The sequence below is a fragment of the Geobacillus sp. 47C-IIb genome (assembly GCF_014679705.1).
Lineage (GTDB): Bacteria > Bacillota > Bacilli > Bacillales > Anoxybacillaceae > Geobacillus > Geobacillus thermodenitrificans.
Window position 1 is genome coordinate 3,582,969 of the sequence record NZ_CP061473.1, and the last position, 20,246, is coordinate 3,603,214.

Genomic DNA, 20,246 nt, shown 5'->3' on the forward strand with positions numbered 1-20,246 from the left:
TTCATTCTTTGAGTTTTCATAATTAACATTATGTAAACAACAAAGAGTGAGAAGATGGCGGCAAACGATATCGAGTATTGGTTTGTGAATAGCCTATTAGAAGAGAGAGGGGGAAGGCGCCTTCTTCCCCTAGTTACTCATTGGGCTCCGCCCTTCTCATTCGTTGCACGGGGCCTCCTGCGCTAAAATGATGAAGATGGGCGGGATGCTGGCAACCGCTTATGAGGGGCGCATACGTTTATCGAGCGGTTTTCCGCTGATTCCGTTCGGATTATGGCAATGTGTGGAGAAAATGTAACATGGATAGCGAATGACTAAGAACGGCTTGGGAGAGATAATCATTTCCCAAGCCGTTCCTTTTTGCATAAACATTCGTTTTTTCACCCTCTTTTTGAAACCGATTGCAAAAAACATTATAAAAATGCAGAAAAATTTTCGAAAAAAGGTTGCCAAATGATCGGTCTTTTTCTATAATAAAAACATGTTAGGAAAATAAACGTGTGAATGTGAGGTAATGTAACATGTTGAAATCGTTCGTTTCCTCTACCCAAGCGCCCCTGTTAGAACAAATTAAAGAAACGATCAAACAAAAAAGCGTTGAGCTTCTCCATTTGCAGTTCGTTGACATTGAAGGAATTTTAAAACATGTGACGGTGACGGTTGAACAGCTCGATGATGTCGTTGCGGGGAAAATCATGTTTGATGGTTCGTCGATCAAAGGGTTCTCGCCGATCAATCGTTCTGACTTGTACCTTGTTCCGGATTTAAATACGTTTGCGGTGTTGCCGTGGACGGTCGAGGAAGGTTATGCGGAAGCACGCTTCCTCTGCTCGGTGGCTAACCCTGACGGCACGCCGTTTGAAGGTGATCCGCGCAACGTGTTGAAAAAAACGGTTGAGCGGGCAGCAGAAAAAGGATACGCGATCTCAGTCGGTCCGGAACTCGAATTTTTCCTGTTTAAAGCGGATGAAAATGGCAATCCGACGCTTGAGCTCCATGATAACGGCGGCTATTTTGAGCCGTCCCCGAAAGACTTAGGGGAACGCGTCCGTCTTGAAATTTACCGCGCCCTCAAAGCGATGGGGTTTACGATCGAAGCATCGCACCATGAAGTGGCGGAAGGTCAGCATGAGATCAACTTCAAATACGCAGACGCGCTCGGCGCGGCAGACAATGCGACGACATACAAATGGGTCGTCAAAACGATCGCCGGCAAATTCGGTCTTCATGCGACGTTCATGCCGAAACCGGTTTTTGGTATTAACGGTTCAGGGATGCATGTGAATATGTCGCTCTTTAAAGACGGCGAAAACGCGTTCTTTGATCCGAATGATGCTAACCAGCTCTCGGAAACAGCGTACCAGTTTATCGCGGGGTTGCTGCATCATGTCAAACATTTCGCGGTGGTGACGAATCCGCTCGTCAATTCGTATAAACGGCTTGTGCCAGGTTACGAAGCGCCTTGCTACATCGCGTGGTCTGCTTCGAACCGCTCCGCGCTCATCCGCATTCCGGCGAAACGCGGTATGGCAACGCGTGTCGAGCTGCGCTGCCCAGACCCGTCGGCCAACCCGTACTTGGCGTACGCCATCATTGCTGCAGCTGGTTTGGATGGTGTGGAAAAAGGCCTAACGCCGCCGGCTGCAGTTGATGAAGACATTTTCCATATGTCAGAAGACCGCCGTGCCAAACTTGGCATTGATAACTTGCCGGAAAACTTAGGTGCTGCCATTGCGGCATTCGAAGGTGGAGAAATCGGCCGCGCAACGCTTGGCGAGCACGTATTCAATGAATACGTGGCGATGAAAAAAGACGAATGGAACAGCTACTGCACGGCGGTTCATGCGTGGGAAATCGAGCAATATCAAGGGAAGTTCTAATGGAACAAAGGGTGCTCTGCTTTGTTCAGGGCGTCCTTTTTATTTTTTTAAAAATTCATAGTTGACAACTATGTATAGTTGGAATTAAATTAAATGCATAAGTTACTCATGCCAAATCATGCAAACGGAGGGAGACGGATGAAAAAACTCATCGTTTTTGTGTTCGTTGGCTTCATCGCTCAGCTCATTGACGGATCGCTCGGGATGGCGTACGGCGTCACGTCAACGACGCTCTTATTGACGTTCGGCATTGCTCCGGCCGTTGCCTCAGCGTCCGTTCATCTGGCGGAAGTCGTGACGACTGCGGCGTCTGGTGTGTCTCATTGGAAATTTGGCAACATCGACCGCGATATGGTAGTTAAGCTGATCATTCCTGGATCGGTCGGCGCGTTTGTAGGAGCGTGCTTTTTAAGCAATTTGCCGGGGGATTTGATCAAACCGTACATTTCGTTGTTTTTATTGGCGCTTGGCTTTTATATTATTTATCGCTTTTTGTTTTTAAACGGCCGTTCGTCATCCAAATCGAAGAAGCAATGGTCAAATAAGCAGCTTATTCCGCTCGGATTGACGGCTGGTTTTCTTGATGCCACCGGCGGCGGGGGTTGGGGGCCGATCGCGACACCAATCTTGTTGGCGAATAAAAGCACGGAAGCGCGCAAAGTCATCGGCACAGTCGATACGTCCGAATTTGCCATCGCATTATCAGCGACATTGGGCTTTGCGATCTCCCTCGGTTGGGAGCAAGTGAACTGGTATTGGGTGCTGACGCTCATGGCTGGCGGGATTGTCGCTGCTCCGATTGCCGCCTGGCTTGTGCGCAAACTGCCGTCCCATTTGCTCGGAGTGCTCGTTGGCGGATTAATTATTTTGACGAATGCCCGCACACTCCTTCACGCTTGGGAGGTGCCGGCGCCAGTATATCCGACCGTTTATGGGCTTATCGTTATTGGTTGGGCCACCGCGGTATGGATGGCAATAAAAAACGGGCGGAAAGGGAAAGTGGCCAGCGGGGAGATGGTGTCATAAGCGTTCAAGAAAGTGTAAGTAGTAACAGTTTGAGTCAGATGATTGTTATGGATCATAGGTCATGGTATGGCATGAATAATGAAAAATGCTGGTGGGAGCAGCGATCGGTTGATTGGTGCAGGGATCGTCTCGCTCCCATTTCGTTTTTTGGGCAGATATAAGTCTGAATATTATAAAATGATTGACAGATAATTCAGTGAGTGATAAAATGCTTCTTGTAAAACGATTTACTAAAACGTTTTACAAAACGAATAATAAAGGGGGTGATGTGAATATGAGAAATGTTGTGATCCCGCTCAATGCTTTGGATAGAAACGAAGTGCGAGAAAAAGGGCAACGGTTTTTTATTCAAAAAATGTACGGGACGGGAGTTTCTGGAGTAGAGATTCGGAGGGAGCTGTTAACGGTTCACGATCATCCGCTTGGGCATTTGAAAACGATTGCTGACGAAATGGGGATGTTTCTTGTTTACTCTTCTCCCAGTCCTCTTTGGGCGGCAAACGGGCGGTTAAATGAAGAACTTCATCTTGTCATCCAGGAAGCAAAAGAGTTAGGAGCGGTGATGTTAAAAGTACCGTTAGGCTGTTACGATCCCCTTCTTTGCGAGATGGACGATTTAAAGACATTGTTAGAAGAAATCAAGGAACAGTTGCAACTGTTCATCGAAAATGATCAAACCCCTAATGGGGGGACCATTTCCTCTTTATACCGGTTTTTCAACGACATTCATGAGTATCAACTGCCTGTTTATATGACGTTCGATATTGGAAATTGGAAATATTGCGGAGAAAGTGCAGCGGTTGCCCTAAGCCATTTTCATCCCTTTATCCGTTACGTCCATCTGAAACATGTGGAAAAGTATGATGGGAGATTGAAAACGGTTCCGTTAACAGAAGAAAACTCGAAAGAATGGAAGGCGATTTTAAGGGCATTTTCGACTGACTTGCCGATTGCACTAGAATTTCCGATCAATGATGTTGAGTTCATACCATATTACATTCGTTTGCTTCAAGCACCGTAGAAAGAGGGGAGTCTGCGAATGGATGTTGTGACATTCGGAGAAGCGATGGTGATGTTTATTGCGACCGAAATAGGGCCGCTGCACCGTGTGCGTTGTTTTCATAAAGCGCTGGCCGGGGCGGAAGTGAATACGGCCATTGGTTTTGCCCGATTAGGTTTAAAAAGCGGATGGGTAAGTAAAGTTGGGAATGACGCCTTTGGCGCCTATATTATCGAACAGTTGCAAAGTGAGGGAGTCAATATTGAACAAGTAGCAATCGATCCGGAGCATCCGACCGGTTTTCAGCTGAAATCGAAAATGTCAGAGGGCGACCCGGAGGTGCAATATTTTCGGAAGGGATCTGCGGCCAGCTATATGCATATAGGTGATTTCAATGAAGCATATTTTCGGACAGCGAGACATTTGCACATGACTGGAATTCCATTGGCTATTTCCGATTCAATGAGAGAGTTCGCTAAGCATGTTCAATCGTTCATGCGAAAAGAGGGGAAAACGATATCGTTTGATCCGAACTTGCGTCCTTCTTTATGGAAATCAAGGGAAGAGATGATCCGTGTGATTAATGAGGTGGCGTTGGAAAGCGATTGCTTCTTGCCGGGGGTGCATGAGGGGGAGCTATTGACGGGATGTGCCGACCCAAGAGACATTGCCGACTTTTACTTAGAAAAAGGAGTGCGGCTCGTTGTCGTTAAGCTTGGGGACAAAGGTGCTTTCTATAAATGCGCCAATGATGAAGGATATGTTCCAAGTTTTTCGGTTTTGAAAGTCGTCGATACCGTTGGAGCGGGGGATGGTTTTGCTGTTGGCGTCATTAGTGGCTTGCTTGAAGGGCTTCCGATACGCGAAGCGGTTTTGCGGGGGAATGCCATCGGGGCGTTAGCCGTTCAGTCAGAAGGGGACAGTGATGGATATCCAACTCGACAACAGTTGGAACAGTTTATCAACATTCGGGAGGAGGGCCTAGCGTGAAAGGGACATTGGCGAAATCGCGGTGGTACCGCCTGATTCCGGTCGTATTTATTACGTATAGTTTGGCTTATCTTGATCGGGCGAATTACGGATTTGGCGCAGCAGGAGGTTTGGCCGAAGACTTAAACATTTCCGCTGCCACCTCGTCTTTGTTAGGGTCGCTGTTTTTCCTTGGATATTTTTTATTTCAGATACCAGGCGCCCATTACGCAGAAAAGAAGAGTGCGAAGAAATTGATTTTCTGGTCGTTAATTCTTTGGGGCGGACTGGCGAGTGCGACGGGGTTAGTCAGCAATATTCATTGGTTGATGGTAATTCGCTTTTTATTAGGGGTTGTCGAAAGCGCTGTCATGCCTGCGATGCTTGTCTTTTTAAGCCATTGGTTTACGAAAGAAGAGAGATCTCGGGCAAATACGTTTTTAATTCTTGGCAACCCAGTGACGGTATTATGGATGTCCATTGTATCAGGCTATTTGATTGAATCATTCGGTTGGAGATGGATGTTTGTTATTGAAGGAGTTCCTGCTATCATATGGGCATTTATTTGGTGGAAGTTGGTTGAAGATGAACCGAAGATGGCCAAATGGTTGACAGGAGAAGAGAAAGAGCAATTGCAGAAGCAGCTAGAACAGGAGCAACGAGGATTAAAACCGGTGAAAAATTATCGTGAAGCATTTCGGTCCAAAATTGTCATTCTATTAAGTTTGCAATATGCGTTGTGGAGTATTGGAGTATATGGGTTTGTGATGTGGTTGCCATCCATTATTAAAGCGGCGCCGCATATGGATATTGTTACAACAGGGTGGCTGTCATCAGTGCCTTACATCTTTGCGGTTATTTTTATGATTGTTTCTTCTTACTTCTCTGATAAAACATTAAATCGTTCAGGATTTGTATGGCCCTCTTTATTAATTGGTGCCATTGCGTTTTACGCTTCGTATGCCATCGGGACGAACCATTTTTGGATTTCATTCATCCTGTTGGTCGTTGCTGGAGCGGCTATGTATGCACCGTACGGACCATTTTTTGCGATCATTCCCGAGATTTTGCCTCGGAATGTCGCCGGTGGGGCGATGGCGTTAATTAACAGCATGGGAGCGCTTGGGTCATTTGCAGGGTCGTATGTTGTTGGTTATTTAAACGGAGTTACTGGCGGATTTGGAGCATCGTATATTTTTATGGCAGCTTCATTGCTTCTTGCATCATGGTTAACCATCATTGCTGTTAAAGGGGGCAATAAACAAAAAAAGGTGCCTGATGAGTGGGTTGCCCATCAAGCACAAAAAAGCATTGGCAACTAAATATTATACTATAGATAACAGGTTCTTGCATAGTTAACGTATCATGAGGAGTACGTTCATTTTCGCTACAGCCGGCAGTCAGGCATTCACTAGTCGGCTGGCTGTAGCTGTTGTAAAGGAGAGAAAGTATGTCGGTTTATTTTGAAATTGAAAAAATCGGGATTATTGCTATTCTTCGCCATATTCAGCCACATATGATGATGCCGGTTGCCGAGGTGTTACAAGAGGCAGGAATCACCATATTGGAGGTAACGATGGAAACTCCTGGGGCCTTAAACATGATCGAAACATTGCGTACGGAGTTTCCTGATCATTTAACGGTAGGGGCTGGCACGGTCTTGGATGCCGAGACAGCTAGAGCGGCTATGCTCTCTGGGGCGCAGTTTGTCGTTTCACCGACGGTCAATATCGAAATGATCCGTACTGTCAAGCGATATGGTGGATTATGCATGCCAGGGGCGATGACACCAACAGAAATCGTCATGGCCTATGAGAACGGAGCGGATATGGTAAAAATTTTTCCAGCCCATGTTCTTGGACCAACGTATTTTCGGGCGGTTTCCAGTCCGCTTCCACATATTCCATTCGTAGCAACAGGGGGAATCAACTTGGAAAATGCCGGATCTTACATTTCGGCGGGGGCTGTTGCGGTCGGATTAGGCCACTCGCTTTTTGATCCGCGTAAAGAAATGACGGATGAAGGATTCATTCAATTAAAAAAGACAGCTAGCAAATTTGTGGAAAAGGTAAGGAATGCCAAACGCTCATCAACCAATAGGGCAGCCAAATAGCTCCGAATTTGGGGAGACTTTGTTATTCTTGCTAAAATAAAAGGGATGACAAAACCAATTCATGGATAACAAAGGATGAGGCAAGTGAAAAAGGTCACATTGGCTGATGTTGCAAAAGAGGCAGGAGTATCGAAAAGCACAGTATCGCAATTTTTAAATCAACGGTATGAACATATGGGCGATGAAACGAGGGAACGGATTAAAGCGGCCATTGAAAAACTTGGTTATCGCCCAAACTATGTTGCCCGAAGTTTAAAACAAAAACGGACATCTATGATCGGGATTATTATCGCCAATATTATGCATCGGGTGTCAACGGAGTTTAGCCGAGCCATTGAAGATTATTGTCATGAACATGATATGCAGGCGATCATCTGTAATGCAGATGATGACCCTGCCAAAGAGAGAAAGTATATTGAAGTGTTGCGTGCGCGTCAAGTAGATGGGTTAGTCATTGTTCCGACTGGAGGCAATATCGAGCTTTATCAACAAATGGAACGGGAAAACTATCCTGTGGTCTTTATGGACCGGAAAGTTGATGGGATCAATGTCCATACGATCGTAGTGAATAACAAGGGAGCGGCATATGAAGCGGTATCTCATCTTATTGAACAAGGGCATACACGCATTGGAATCGTAACCCCACCTTTAACCGTCTCTCCACGCATTGAGCGGATGAGTGGCTATAAACAGGCATTAATTGATCATGGAATTGAGATCAGACCAGAATATATGATTTCTGATGAAATTCATCGTCTTACATCGCGATTAGAGGAGATGTTCTCCCTGCCGCAAAAGCCAACCGCTTTATTAGCAGGAAATGATTTATCCTTCTTTGAAGTGATGGCGTTTATTAAGCAGAATCGGATCCGCGTTCCCGAAGACTTAGCGGTCGTTGTTTTTGATAATATTCCATTTGCCGCTATTTCAACTCCAACGATCACCACCATTGCCCAGCCGGCATATGAAATGGGCAAAAAAGCGGCCGAATTGTTATGGAAACAAATTCATAATGAATGTGACGAGGCGCAATTATATACGTTTTTCTGTCAGTTAATCGTTCGTGAGTCTTCGGGAACGAAAAAAGCTGATGGCTAACTTACAGGATGAATGGAGAGTGGAAGATGTATATTCAGCTTGCGCTTGATCGAATGGATATCAATCAAGCAATTCAAATCACTCAACAAGTTGAGGAGTATATTGATTGGATTGAAGTAGGAACCTCGTTGATTAAAGAGTTTGGCATCAAAAGTATTGAAGCGATAAAGCGTGCGTTCCCTAGCAAAATGATTGTCGCGGATACGAAAACGATGGATAACGCTGTGTATGAATGCAACCTATGTTTCGAGGCGGGGGCGGACGTGATGACAGTCATGGGCGTTGCACCGCTAATGACGGTGGAAGCGTGTTTGAAGGAGGCTAGCATCCGCGGAAAAAAAGTCATGATCGATTTATTAAATACAAACGAGTCGGTGAGGCAGCAACTATTGCAGTATAAGGAAGCGATTTTTTGCATCCATGTCAGCAAGGATGAACAGGAGTTTGCACAGCAGCACAAAAACTTCAATTTCGCACATTTTCATCGCCCAACTGGTTGCAATCTAGCGGTTGCTGGAGGAATTTCAGCTGCTACAATGAAACAAATTCAACCGCTTCACCCCTCGATTGTGATTATCGGTTCGGCCATCACGCGGGCGGAGCATCCGGAACGGGCGGCGAGAGAATTGAGACAATTGGTTCGAAATAGGGGGATCGATGATGCATCCAATTGAAGTCATTTTTTCAGAAATAGAACAAGTATTTGCCGAATTTGACCATATGAGCATTGAGTGTGTAGCGATGCGTCTGGCGAAAGCGAAGCGGATTTTTGTGGCTGGCGAGGGGCGTTCCGGATTCATGGGAAAGGCGTTTGCTATGCGGCTGATGCATCTCGGCGCAACGGTCTATGCTGTGGGAGAAACGGTCACTCCTTCACTGCAAAGCGGAGATACGTTAATTGCTATCTCGGGCTCGGGAGTGACAAAACAGACGGTGTGGATTGCAGAAAAGGCGAAACAACTTGGATGTGAGGTGATTGCCGTCACTACGGATTTATCGTCCGCTTTGGCGAATATCGCTTCTCTTACCGTTCATATTCCGGCGGCCACCAAATACCGGCGTGGTCATGAGACGCAAAGTAAACAACCGCTAGGTTCCTTATTTGATCAATGTACGCACCTGATTTTAGATGCCATCTGCTTGCAATATGCGAATAATCAACAAGTTGAACACCAGAAAGCATTTCAACGGCATAGTAATTTAGAATAAGTGAAAGGAGCTCCAAGTCAAAAGGTGACTTGGGGCTCTTTTCATTTATGAAAAGTGAAATTGTTGGTTGGTTTGTGTTAGGGTCATTAGTAGCGTGAAATCAATCTTTATGTTAGAATATTCTGCATATGACATGTGAGGGGAGGAGAACAATGACACAGCCAATTAGTCTTGGACATCGTATGTCGCTCATCGATTTATACGACTTGCGTATGCCGCAGCGCACCGGTACATACGTGCTTCATGAAGAAAACTTAGCGATTATTGAAACGGGTCCAAGCCCGTCGGTGCCGCATTTGCTTGCTGGATTGAAAGCGCTTCATATTGATCCGGCTGATATTCGCTATATCATTGTTACCCATATTCATTTGGACCATGCCGGCGGTGTTGGGGTGTTGCTTGAACATTGCCCAAACGCTACGGTCATCGTCCATCCGAAAGGAAAGCGGCATTTGGCTGATCCGTCGCGTCTGATCGCCGGAGCGAAGGCGGTATACGGGGAGCAGTTTGACGCACTCTTTGATCCGATTGTTCCGGTTCCGGAAGAGCGGCTGCTCGTAAAAGAGGATGGGGAGACGCTTGTGCTGAGTGCGGAACGGACGCTCACGTTTTACGATACGCCCGGGCATGCCAACCATCATTTTTCCATTTATGATTCATACAGCGGTGGAGTGTTTACCGGTGATACGATCGGTGTTTTTTATCCGCAGTTGCAAGAAGCGGGGCTCGCGTTTTGCCTGCCGTCGACCTCCCCGAACCAGTTTAACCCCGAAGCGATGAAACAGTCGGCGGAGCGGCTCGAGAAGTTGAACCCGACGCGCATCTATTTTGGTCATTTTGGTGCGCTCGATCAACCGGAGGAGGCATTCCGCCAGCTTCGTTTTTGGCTGCCGAAGTTTGTTGCGGCCGGAAAAGAAGTAATCGCCCGTCATCCTGAGGCGCCGGCGGCTGAACAGGCGAAAGCGGTCACGAAACTGCTGCATAACGACATTACGGCGTTTCTTAACGAGTGCAGCATCCCGGCTTCATCACCGGTTTACAAGGTGATCGAGCTCGATTTACAAGTGTGTGCGATGGGGATCATCGATTATTGGCGGAAACAACGATAATCATTTGTCCTAGCTGATTCGGCTAGGCTTCTTTTTTGTAGGATGGCGTTTACATATGGAAGGCTTTGCGTCGTTTTTTGTATGGGAGGTTCTCTATGCAGTCGTATAGCCTGTCCGTAACAAATGGTATACATATTGATGCTCATACGTGTTTTGGCTGATGCCAACCGCTTCTCTCTGCTGATTGCCAAGATGTGCTCTTCACATGCTTGAAGCGGGAGTCTTCTTTCGGAACTATGATAAAATTGTGATACGTATGTTAGGGTGAAAATAAGTGGTCGACCATAAATGGAATGGAGGGGCACGAAAGGATGAAGCAGAGGCGGCCTGTCATGTACCGGATTGGCATCGGGCTTATCATTGCGTCGTTTGTTGTGTGGATCATTCCACCTCTTGCTCCGTTTTTGCCGCTTTCTGCGGCGGGCAAAACGTTGGTCGCTACCGGTGCCATTGTGGCGGCGGAAATCATGTTCTGGATAGGGGCTGTGTTGGTTGGAAAGGAAGCGGCCGCGAAGTTGAGAAAGTATTGGAATCCGAAACATTGGCGAATCAAACAGCGCCGCTTGGACGAAACAAATGATGACGAGACAAGTCGAGACCAAACGCAAGAGGGAATAATGCGGAAGTGAGGTGATTGGCATGCGACGCAACATTGTATCGCTTTTAATGATGGTTGCCGCGCTGTCTGCGCTGCTTTGGCTCGGCGGCCTTGCCTTAGTGGTGCAAGACCAGCTGTTTACGGCTGCCAAACCCTCGGTCGAACAAAAGCGGCCATCAGCCAACGAAGCAAAGAAGCGCGATGGGGAGATTGACATTGTCGCCTTAGGCGACTCGCTGACGCGGGGAACGGGCGATGAAAGTGGCAAAGGGTATATCGGCTATATGGTCGATGAGCTTCGCCAACAGACAGATGAACCGATTCGCGTCACCAATTTGGCGATCCGCGGCTTGCGCTCCGACGGACTGCTCCGTCAGCTTGGCCAGTCTGAGATTCAGCGGCAAATCGCCATGGCCGATCTGATTGTGATGACGATCGGCGGCAACGATTTGTTTCAGGGGGGAGAGGCGCTTGAGTGGAATGTGAAAGAGCTCGATGAGGCGAAACGGCAGTATATTGCGAACCTTGACCGCATTTTTGCCTTGCTTCGCCGCTTGAACAGCGAAGCGGTCATTTTTGCGATCGGCCTGTACAATCCGTTTAGCGATTTAGATGATGCCAAACGAACGTCGGCCATTGTTCGCGATTGGAATTTTGCATCAGCCGAAGTGGCGGCCCACTATCCGAATATCGTCGCTGTGCCGACGTTTGACTTATTTGCCTTGCATGTCAACGACTATTTGTATAGCGATCATTTCCATCCGAATAAGGAAGGGTACAAGCGGATCGGGGAGCGCGTCGCCTCGCTCATTACGTTGACGGAGGAGGATCGCCAGTGACGAAACAGGTAACGTTAGCAGTTAAAGAGCTGCGGAAAACGATTCGTGGCAAAGAAATTATTAAAGGGATTTCGTTTGAATTGCGCGAAGGGGAAGTGTTCGGATTTTTAGGACCGAACGGCGCAGGCAAAACGACGACAATCCGCATGCTTGTCGGACTTATTCGTCCGACGTCGGGAACGGTGGCGATTTGTGGGTATGATCTTCATCACCGGTTCACCGAAGCGATCCGTCATATCGGCTGTATTGTCGAAAATCCAGAAATGTATCCGTATTTAACAGGTTGGGAAAACCTTGAACATTTCGCCCGCATGATGCCCGAAGTGGGTGAGGAGCGGATCATGGAAGTGACGAAGCTCGTCGGCCTTGAACAGCGCATTCATGACCGGGTGAGCACGTATTCGCTCGGCATGCGGCAGCGGCTTGGCATTGCCCAGGCGCTGCTCGGGAAACCGAAGGTGCTCATTTTGGATGAGCCGACGAACGGCCTTGATCCGGCCGGCATTCGTGAAATGCGAGCCTTCATCCGCTTTTTGGCGGAAACGGAAGGACTGAGCGTTCTCGTATCGTCGCACTTGTTAAGTGAAATTCAGCTCATGTGCGACCGCGTTGCCATTATGGCGAAAGGGCGGCTTTTAGCTGTCGATACGGTCGAGCGGCTGTTAAAAGAACAGGCGCGTGTCGTTTGGAAAGCTGACCCTGTTGACAAAGCGCGGGCGCTGTTGGCCGAGGAAACGGAAGTGCTAAGAGCAAACGAGGAGATCATCGTCACGCCGTATGAGCCGGCCAAGCTTGCTGCTTGGAACACTAAACTCATTCGCGCCGGCGTGGCGGTCGCTCAAATTGAACCACGGCTGCCAACGCTCGAAGATTTGTTTATCGAGCTGACAGGGGGCGAAACGATTGATTAAGCTTGTGTACAATGAAATGCTGAAAATCGTCCGCAAAAAGCGGTTATGGGTGATCGCCGCCATTGTTGCGGTGCTTGTTGCTCTATTTACATACGCCCAATACCGGGAGACAGAAGAATTGAAGAAGCGGCTTGGCACGACTGATTGGCGGACGCAGCTGCAGCAGCAAATCGTCGACTTGCAAAACCGTCTCCAGTCACCAAGCATGTCAGAAGAGTGGCGCAAATATTTGCAAATCCGCCTTCAACAACAACAATATTACTTAGAGCATGACATTAACCCGTCCGCTCCCGGCGCGCCGACGTTTATGCGCGTTTTTATCGAAAACGCAATCGATTTGTTTTTGCCGCTGTTAGTGATGGTGGTGGCGGCTGATCTTGTGTCATCAGAGGCGAGCACCGGAACGATCAAACTGCTGCTCGTCCGGCCGGTGAAGCGATGGAAAGTGTTGCTAAGCAAATATATTGCTCTCTTGTTGTCTGTATCGTTTATTATGCTAACGACTGCGGTGTTGTCATATGTTATTTCCGGCCTTGTGTTCGGGTACGGCGGCTTTCGTCTGCCGCTATTGACCGGATTTGTACCTCAAGGGGAGGATCTTAATACAACGAACGTCCATATGATTCCTCAATGGGAATACGTGCTTATGGAGCTTGGTTTGGCAACATTTGTCAGCGTTGTTGTCGGCACGTTGACATTTATGCTTTCCGTGCTCTTGCGGAGCACAGCGGCGGTAATGGGGATTATGTTGGCGTCGTTAATTTCTGGTGCCATTTTGTCCAATATGGTGTCGTCATGGCATTCGGCAAAATATTTGTTTATGGTCAATTTGCGTCTCACCGACTATATTAAAGGAACGACGCCACCGGTGGAAGGAATGACGCTCGGCTTTTCAATGGCGGTGTTGGCCGTTTGGGGACTCGTCGCTCTCATCGTGGCTTTTGTTGTTTTTACGCGGCGGGATGTGTATTGAGAAGCAAACGAAACCCGTGGGAGGGACTCCCCACGGGTGTTTCAATGAGTGTTCATGCGTCGGAATCGCTCATCCGTTTCCCTGTTAAGGGAGCGCCTCCCCAATCGGCGCATCTGCTCGGTCAACGAGTCAATCCAGCTGATTCAAATCCACTGAACTGCGGCAGCTGTCCAAAAAGCCGTATATGTCGATCGCGACATAAAGCATGAGTCATCGCTCATCAAGCAGCGCTTTTGACTTTTCAAAATCACCAAGAAGCGAGTATAATATACGTGTGCTTTTCTATAAACAGCTCCCAAAAGATTAAAATAAAAGTCCGTGATATAACGATGTTGCCTTAAATTGCCGAACTAGGGAAAACGACGACGATCAGTGGGGGCATAAATGAATATGGGGATGGCAAGCTAAGAAAAATAAGCCTGTTTGCGCCGCGCCGGCGGAATGAGTGTCACAAAATCGCCTCCTTTTCCATGGTGCTGCATAATCGCCGCGTTGTTAATAGTTTTCTAAAAAGCAGTGACTATGTAGCTGGCAGTGGAAAAGCAATGGATTTCCGTTTTTTTACGCAAAAAAATATAAAAAACTATTGACTTTCTTAAAAGGTTCATATAGAATATGAATTGTCGCAAGGGAAAATAAACAAATGACGGGAAGTAGCTCAGCTTGGTAGAGCACACGGTTCGGGTCCGTGAGGTCGCAGGTTCAAATCCTGTCTTCCCGATCACTCTATACGGGGCCTTAGCTCAGCTGGGAGAGCGCCTGCCCCGCACGCAGGAGGTCATCGGTTCAAATCCGATAGGCTCCATTTGAACGCGGAGGAATACCCAAGTCTGGCTGAAGGGGGCGGTTTCGAAAACCGCTAGGGGTGTCACAGCCCGCGGGGGTTCGAATCCCTCTTCCTCCGCCATATTACATAGAAATACTAACCTGCCGATTATCGGCGGTTTTTTTGTTTTTGTTAGTCTCTATGACCACAAAAATGGAAGCAGATAATTTGCCTAGTTTTAACTAGATCGAGTACGATGAAGGGGAAGAGAGGCGGTTGGCCGGAGATCGGCTGTCTCCTCTCACGGCTGTGTCCAGAGTGGAAAAGAGGAGGAAGATGATATGGCCGTTCAACGCCACATTCGCCGTATCAAAACGGTGCAAATGACTGTCAACAGCCCGATTCACCAGAGCGGCCCAGTGCTCGAGCCCGGGAATTGGCAAGAGTATGATCCGTTTTTGTTGTTGATGGAGGACATTTTTCAGCGGGGCGCGTTTGATGTTCATCCGCACCGTGGCATCGAGACGGTCACGTATGTGATTCGTGGCGAACTCGAACATTTCGACAACAAAGCCGGTCACGACATGCTTGGACCTGGGGATGTACAATGGATGACTGCTGGCCGCGGCGTCGTCCATAAAGAAGATCCTGCACCCGGTTCGACCGTCCATAGTCTTCAGCTGTGGATCAACTTACCGAGCACGCATAAACTGACTGAGCCACGCTATCAAAACTTGCGCGCCGAGGATATGCCTATACGGAAAGAAGAAGGGGCGGTGATCCGCGTCTTTTCCGGCTCATCAAAAGGGGTGCAAGCGCCGACGAAAAACATCGTTCCAGTGACGATGGTCGAAATGACTGTTGAGCCAGGAATAACGGTTGTGCAAGATTTGCCGGGCCATTACAACGGCTTTTTGTATATTTTGGAAGGGAGCGGCACGTTTGGCGCCGGCAACACGGAAGGAAAGGCCGGGCAAGTGTTGTTGCTAAGCCGCCACAGCCGCGGCGAGGAAACGGAGTTAAAAGTGACCGCTCGCGAAAAACTGCGGCTCCTTCTTTACGCTGGCGAGCCGGTAAACGAACCGGTCGTTGCTTACGGTCCGTTTGTCATGAATACGCCCGAGCAAATTCGCGAAGCGATTCGTGATTACCAAGAAGGGCGGTTTGAATAGTGAATATGAGAACAGAGCCGGTTGCTTTTCGGCTCTTTCTCTTTTGTGACCCTGTAAGTAAAGGATTTAGCCGCAATGATTTTGGAAAACTCTAAACATTAAGGTTTATCTATTAGAGAAATACCTTGTTGCATTGCCTATTTGATTGACATCACTACTCTTAAGAATGAACCGAATTTTTGGATGAGGAGGACAAGGACATGAATAAAGTCATCGAAACCATTTTACAGCACCGTTCGATCCGCCGTTTTGAAGACCGGCCGCTGACTGATGAACAAATTCGTATGATCGTTGAATGCGCTCAATCGGCGTCGACTTCAAGTTATATCCAAGCATATTCGATCATTGGGGTGAAAGACCCGGAGAAAAAACGAAAGCTCGCCGAACTGGCAGGGAATCAATCCTATGTCGAGCATAACGGCCATTTCTTTGTCTTTTGCGCTGATTTTCACCGCCACGAACAGATCGGTGAAATGGAAGAAAAAGACGTACTCCCATCGCTAGAAAGCACGGAAAAATTTATGGTGGCGCTCATCGATACGGCGCTTGCGGCGCAAAATGCGGCGATTGCTGCTGAGTCGATGGGGCTTGGCATTTGCTATATCGGGGGGCTTCGCAACAACCTGCCGGAAGTATGCGAACTGCTTAACATACCGAAACGGGTCATTCCGCTGTTCGGGCTTGCCGTCGGTTATCCAGCTGAACAGCCGGGAAAAAAACCGCGGTTGCCGTTAGACCACGTGTATCATGAGGATGAATACGATCAAGACCGCGGCCGGTTCATCGAGCAGTTGCAGCGATATAATGAAACGGTGTCAGCTTACTATGAACAGCGGACAAATGGCCGCCGCTCTGATACATGGACGGGGCAAATGGCTGACATGCTAAGCCGCCAAGTTCGGATGTACATGAAAGAATTTGTGGAAGGGAAAGGGTTTCATTTGCGGTAGTCTTTCTTCAGGCGGAAGCAAAAAGGAGGGGAAACATGCAGCTGTTGTTTAAGAAGCGCGGAGCCATGCTGATTTTGATGTTCAATTTATTGCTGATTTTCATTGGCATCGGTTTGATTATCCCGATCATGCCGACGTTTATCGAGCAATTGGGCATCTCAGGAGGAACGGTTGGACTGCTTGTGGCCGTTTTCTCTTTAACACAATTTCTTTTTTCACCGGTAGCCGGCAGAATGGCAGATGCGGTCGGCCGAAAAAAATTGATCGTCTCAGGAATGCTGCTGTTTGCCTTTTCTGAGTGGCAGTTTGGCTATGCCGATCATGTTTTCGAGATGTTTTTTTCGCGGGTCATCGGCGGGATAAGCGCCGCCCTCACCATGCCAGCAGTGATGGCTTATGCTGCGGACATAACGACGAATGAAGAACGGGCGGCAGGCATTGGGTATATTAACGCAGCGATTACGATGGGATTTATGATTGGCCCAGGTATTGGCGGATACATGGCAGAATGGGGCATCCGCGTTCCGTTCAATTGTGCGGCGGCCGTTGGAGTGATGGCCGCTGTCATTACGGCGCTGTTTCTCCCGGAATCGCATTCATCTGCTTCCACGGGCACGGTTCAAAAGGATCACGTGCCGTTTTTTGTGCAGCTTGCCCAAGTTCATCGGCAACCGTATTTTTTCAGTTTGTTGATCATTTTTGCGCTGTCGTTTGGTCTTGCCAATTTTGAAACGATTTTCAGCTTGTTTGTCGATCATCGATTTGGCTTCTCACCGAAAGAAATCGCTTTGATCATTACAATTGGCTCGATTGGCGGCCCGCTCGTTCAGTTGACGACATTCGGCTGGTTGTTAGGCCACTTTGGTGAACAGCGCGTCGTTTCAGCTTGTTTGTTACTATCCGCCTTATTCATCGTGTTGACGTTGTTGGCTTCGACATGGACGATGCTTTTAGTGGCAACGGTGTTAGTATTTTTGGCAATTGATATTTTGCGTCCGGCGGTCAGCACGCAGATGTCTAAAATCGATGAGACCCAACAAGGCTATATCGCCGGCTTGAACTCCGCGTTTACAAGCCTTGGAAATATTATTGGTCCAGCTGTTGCGGGCGTTTTGTTTGATGTAGATATTCGTTTTCCTTATATTCTCGCAAGCGTTGTGCTTTTTCTATGCTTTGTGCTCTCATTACGGCAGGAAAAAGCGGTGCTCCACAAGGCCAGCAGCGATGCGTTGCGCATGACGAGAAAATGAAGAGAGACGCCAATAAAACAAGGAAGGATGATCGTGTGGAAAGTTGGCAGGCCAAAATATTTGGTGCTCCATCAACGAGGAAGTGGCAAAATCATCTGTCTTTTGCCTGTCGCCGTTGATTGTTGGTGGTTTTTTAGGTAGTAAAGGTAGGGACGCTCCATTTGCCTTAGCGGCAGATGGAGCGTAAGTGATACTCGATGATTTCTTCCATTTGTGAAGGAGATAGCTTGTCAGGTTGCATGATGCCGTGCATGGCCAAACCGTCAACCAAAGCGTATAGGCGCTCTGTTTCCAACTCAATCGACACGTCGGGTCTTAACAACCCGAGATTACGTAACAGTTCAAGCAACCTCTTTATTGCCGTTTGCAACTCGTTATAGATTTGCTCGCTCAGCGGTTGAAGTTCGGAATCCCAAAGCGCCCTTTGTGTAAAAACAAGCCACACCTCCATTTCTTTTTTCGTTTCATCGGTTAACGGCAAAATTTCAAGGAGACAACGTTTGATTCCTTCAAGAGGCGGAGTGGAGCGAGGGATGGCTTCAATCCGTTTCCGCACCCGTTCGGAGACAAGCTTCATCGAAAAGGCTAACAACTCCGATTGGGAAGAAAAGTAATAGCGTAGCGCCCCTGCAGACATCCCTGCCTCTTTAGCGATATTTCGTACGGTTGCTTTTTCGATACCGTCCCGCATGATCACGGCCCATGTCGCTTCTGCGATTCGTTCCCTCTGCTTTTCATGATCCACGATTTTAGGCATGTATCTAGTGTAACACAGTTGTTTTTTTGATACAATTGTGTTACTATTTTTTTGATACAATTGTATTAAAAAGGGGCGGCTGATATGATTGGGTGGTTGATTGTCGCGTGTGAAGTGCTGTTTTGGGTATTCGTCGTATCCGGATTGTTTACGCGTTATGTGTTAAAATGGAAAATGATCAGTGTATGTCTTTTTTCATGCACCATTTTGGCAGATCTTATTTTACTCGTAGTGTCGGTCGTAGACTTAGCACACGGCCAGACAGCGAAGTTATCCCATGCGTTGGCAGCTGTTTATATCAGTGTGTCCGTTGTGTATGGACGTCGTATGATTCAATGGGCGGACAATCAGTTTGCTCACCTTTTTTTGAAAATGCCTAAGCCGAAAAAAGCCCCGCTCTTTGGAAAGGAGCATGCAAAGCAAGAACGAGAAGGATGGTATCGCCATTTAGGGGCTTGGGCGATCGGTCAAGCGATTTTGTGGGGGATGGTTTGGTTTGCTGATGATGTGTCAAAAGCACAACAGCTGCTCGTGATGGCGGGCCGTTGGACGTTGGTGTTGGTGATTGATTTTGTATGGAGTTTCAGCTATACATTATGGCCTCGAAAAGAACCAAAGGCGACATTAGAAAAACCAAGCGATTGATAGGAAGGGAGAGAAACAACATGAATCCCATCGAACAGTTTGGACAGTGGATTCGAGAGGCTAACACGATCGCCGTCTTGACTGGAGCGGGGATGAGCACGGAGTCCGGCATCCCTGATTTCCGTAGCGAAAACGGCATTTACGCTCAAGAGGAACGTGTGGAATATTATTTGTCTGAGCATTATTATCAAAAAAATCCGGTTGATTTTTGGCGGCGGTTCAAGCGGATGTTTTCATTGAAACTGATGGGAGACTTTGCACCGAACGCCGGGCATCGGTTTCTTCGTTGGCTGGAGGATATTGGGAAAACAGTGGTGATTTTGACGCAAAATATCGATGGGCTGCACACAAAAGCAGGAAACACGAACGTCATTGAGCTGCACGGTACGTTGCAGACAGCGACGTGCCCATCGTGCGGCAAAACGTATGACTTGGCGTTTGTCAACCGCACCGATGTGCCGTGCTGCGGTGAGTGTGGGACGATTTTGAAACCGGATGTTGTTTTGTTTGGCGGACTCGTTCCCCATATCGAAGAAGCGTTTGCTAGGGCGGCGGAGAGCGACTTGTTGTTGGCTATGGGGACGAGTTTAGAGGTGGCGCCTGTGAATCAAATTCCGTTTTACGTTGCTGCTGAATCTCCGGCAACACGGAAAGTGTTAATTAACAAAACGGCGACAAGGATGGACGGAATGTTTGATCTTATCATTTATGGTGGAATCGGTGAAACGGTTGCCGCTGTACGAGAGCGACTCGAGCAAAAATAAATAAGGAGTAGAGCTGAAAACAGAAATGATTGGAAAAGGAAAGGACGATCATGGAGAAGCTACAATCGGTCTTGGGGCGATGGAATACTGCCAGCCAACGTCCCCAAAGACGCTTGTATCGTCGCTGATATGGAAAAGGCGGTCGGTTACCTTGCCAGTAAATCAGTATGGAACGCGGTGTTGGGCCATATCGTTCAAACGGCTGAACATCCTTGAT

20 protein-coding genes and 3 tRNA genes are annotated in these 20,246 nt (G+C 47.8%); 22 read left to right on the plus strand and 1 reads right to left on the minus strand.

Annotation, left to right across the window (positions count from 1 at the left end):
- The first annotated feature begins 521 nt into the window (after positions 1-521).
- The 20 genes from glnA to IC804_RS18145 all read left to right on the plus strand — a co-directional run bounded on the left by glnA (position 522) and on the right by IC804_RS18145 (position 17,863).
- Positions 522-1,880 carry a type I glutamate--ammonia ligase gene (gene glnA, locus IC804_RS18050; protein WP_008879224.1) on the plus strand — a complete coding sequence of 453 codons (1,359 nt, stop codon included), beginning with the start codon at positions 522-524 and terminating at the stop codon, positions 1,878-1,880.
- 138 nt (positions 1,881-2,018) lie between these two features.
- The gene (locus IC804_RS18055) at positions 2,019-2,906 is read left to right on the plus strand and encodes a sulfite exporter TauE/SafE family protein (RefSeq protein WP_029760812.1); all 888 of its coding nucleotides are present in this window, start codon (positions 2,019-2,021) and stop codon (positions 2,904-2,906) included.
- A gap of 274 nt (positions 2,907-3,180) precedes the next feature.
- Positions 3,181-3,927: a sugar phosphate isomerase/epimerase family protein gene (locus IC804_RS18060; RefSeq protein ID WP_029760810.1), complete on the plus strand. Its 747-nt coding sequence runs from the start codon at positions 3,181-3,183 to the stop codon at positions 3,925-3,927.
- A gap of 18 nt (positions 3,928-3,945) precedes the next feature.
- The gene (locus IC804_RS18065) at positions 3,946-4,896 is read left to right on the plus strand and encodes a sugar kinase (RefSeq protein WP_081157128.1); all 951 of its coding nucleotides are present in this window, start codon (positions 3,946-3,948) and stop codon (positions 4,894-4,896) included.
- Positions 4,893-6,197 (plus strand): MFS transporter, encoded by a 1,305-nt coding sequence (locus IC804_RS18070; protein WP_029760808.1) that lies wholly within the window; start codon positions 4,893-4,895, stop codon positions 6,195-6,197. Before IC804_RS18065 ends, IC804_RS18070 begins: the two co-directional genes overlap by 4 nt.
- Before the next feature lie 128 nt (positions 6,198-6,325).
- Complete coding sequence (locus IC804_RS18075) at positions 6,326-6,988, plus strand: bifunctional 4-hydroxy-2-oxoglutarate aldolase/2-dehydro-3-deoxy-phosphogluconate aldolase (RefSeq protein ID WP_011887352.1); 663 nt, start codon at positions 6,326-6,328, stop codon at positions 6,986-6,988.
- A gap of 84 nt (positions 6,989-7,072) precedes the next feature.
- Positions 7,073-8,086 carry a LacI family DNA-binding transcriptional regulator gene (locus IC804_RS18080; RefSeq protein WP_008879218.1) on the plus strand — a complete coding sequence of 338 codons (1,014 nt, stop codon included), beginning with the start codon at positions 7,073-7,075 and terminating at the stop codon, positions 8,084-8,086.
- Positions 8,087-8,112: 26 nt separating this feature from the next.
- Positions 8,113-8,760, plus strand: a complete 648-nt coding sequence (gene hxlA, locus IC804_RS18085) for a 3-hexulose-6-phosphate synthase (RefSeq protein ID WP_081157129.1) — start codon at positions 8,113-8,115, stop codon at positions 8,758-8,760.
- Positions 8,747-9,295 carry a 6-phospho-3-hexuloisomerase gene (hxlB, locus tag IC804_RS18090; protein WP_008879216.1) on the plus strand — a complete coding sequence of 183 codons (549 nt, stop codon included), beginning with the start codon at positions 8,747-8,749 and terminating at the stop codon, positions 9,293-9,295. Before hxlA ends, hxlB begins: the two co-directional genes overlap by 14 nt.
- A 152-nt stretch (positions 9,296-9,447) precedes the next feature.
- Positions 9,448-10,404 carry an MBL fold metallo-hydrolase gene (locus tag IC804_RS18095; RefSeq protein ID WP_008879215.1) on the plus strand — a complete coding sequence of 319 codons (957 nt, stop codon included), beginning with the start codon at positions 9,448-9,450 and terminating at the stop codon, positions 10,402-10,404.
- A 332-nt stretch (positions 10,405-10,736) separates the two neighbouring features.
- Complete coding sequence (locus tag IC804_RS18100) at positions 10,737-11,033, plus strand: transporter suffix domain-containing protein (RefSeq protein ID WP_008879214.1); 297 nt, start codon at positions 10,737-10,739, stop codon at positions 11,031-11,033.
- Positions 11,034-11,043: 10 nt separating this feature from the next.
- Positions 11,044-11,841: an SGNH/GDSL hydrolase family protein gene (locus tag IC804_RS18105; protein ID WP_011887356.1), complete on the plus strand. Its 798-nt coding sequence runs from the start codon at positions 11,044-11,046 to the stop codon at positions 11,839-11,841.
- The gene (locus IC804_RS18110) at positions 11,838-12,752 is read left to right on the plus strand and encodes an ABC transporter ATP-binding protein (protein WP_008879212.1); all 915 of its coding nucleotides are present in this window, start codon (positions 11,838-11,840) and stop codon (positions 12,750-12,752) included. Before IC804_RS18105 ends, IC804_RS18110 begins: the two co-directional genes overlap by 4 nt.
- Entirely contained in the window at positions 12,745-13,725 is a 981-nt protein-coding gene (locus IC804_RS18115) for an ABC transporter permease subunit (protein WP_011887357.1), read from the plus strand. Before IC804_RS18110 ends, IC804_RS18115 begins: the two co-directional genes overlap by 8 nt.
- A gap of 647 nt (positions 13,726-14,372) precedes the next feature.
- Positions 14,373-14,446: transfer RNA gene (locus IC804_RS18120), tRNA-Pro, on the plus strand.
- 11 nt (positions 14,447-14,457) lie between these two features.
- Positions 14,458-14,530 (plus strand) — tRNA-Ala (locus IC804_RS18125).
- 9 nt (positions 14,531-14,539) lie between these two features.
- Positions 14,540-14,632, plus strand: a tRNA-Ser gene (locus IC804_RS18130).
- Between the two features lie 200 nt (positions 14,633-14,832).
- A complete protein-coding gene (locus IC804_RS18135) occupies positions 14,833-15,663 on the plus strand; it encodes a pirin family protein (protein ID WP_011887358.1) in 831 nt (276 codons plus the stop codon).
- A 200-nt stretch (positions 15,664-15,863) separates the two neighbouring features.
- On the plus strand, positions 15,864-16,613 hold the full coding sequence (gene nfsA, locus IC804_RS18140; RefSeq protein ID WP_008879209.1) for an oxygen-insensitive NADPH nitroreductase: 750 nt from the start codon (positions 15,864-15,866) through the stop codon (positions 16,611-16,613).
- A gap of 35 nt (positions 16,614-16,648) precedes the next feature.
- Complete coding sequence (locus tag IC804_RS18145) at positions 16,649-17,863, plus strand: MFS transporter (RefSeq protein ID WP_011887359.1); 1,215 nt, start codon at positions 16,649-16,651, stop codon at positions 17,861-17,863.
- Positions 17,864-18,029: 166 nt separating this feature from the next.
- On the opposite strand, the gene IC804_RS18150 is transcribed toward IC804_RS18145, so the two are convergent.
- On the minus strand, positions 18,030-18,620 hold the full coding sequence (locus IC804_RS18150; RefSeq protein ID WP_011887360.1) for a TetR/AcrR family transcriptional regulator: 591 nt from the start codon (positions 18,618-18,620) through the stop codon (positions 18,030-18,032).
- An 84-nt stretch (positions 18,621-18,704) separates the two neighbouring features.
- On the opposite strand from IC804_RS18150, the gene IC804_RS18155 reads away from it, so the two are divergent.
- Positions 18,705-19,265, plus strand: a complete 561-nt coding sequence (locus IC804_RS18155) for a hypothetical protein (protein WP_008879206.1) — start codon at positions 18,705-18,707, stop codon at positions 19,263-19,265.
- 20 nt (positions 19,266-19,285) lie between these two features.
- Positions 19,286-20,029 carry an NAD-dependent protein deacylase gene (locus tag IC804_RS18160; RefSeq protein WP_029760802.1) on the plus strand — a complete coding sequence of 248 codons (744 nt, stop codon included), beginning with the start codon at positions 19,286-19,288 and terminating at the stop codon, positions 20,027-20,029.
- The last annotated feature ends 217 nt before the right edge of the window (positions 20,030-20,246 follow it).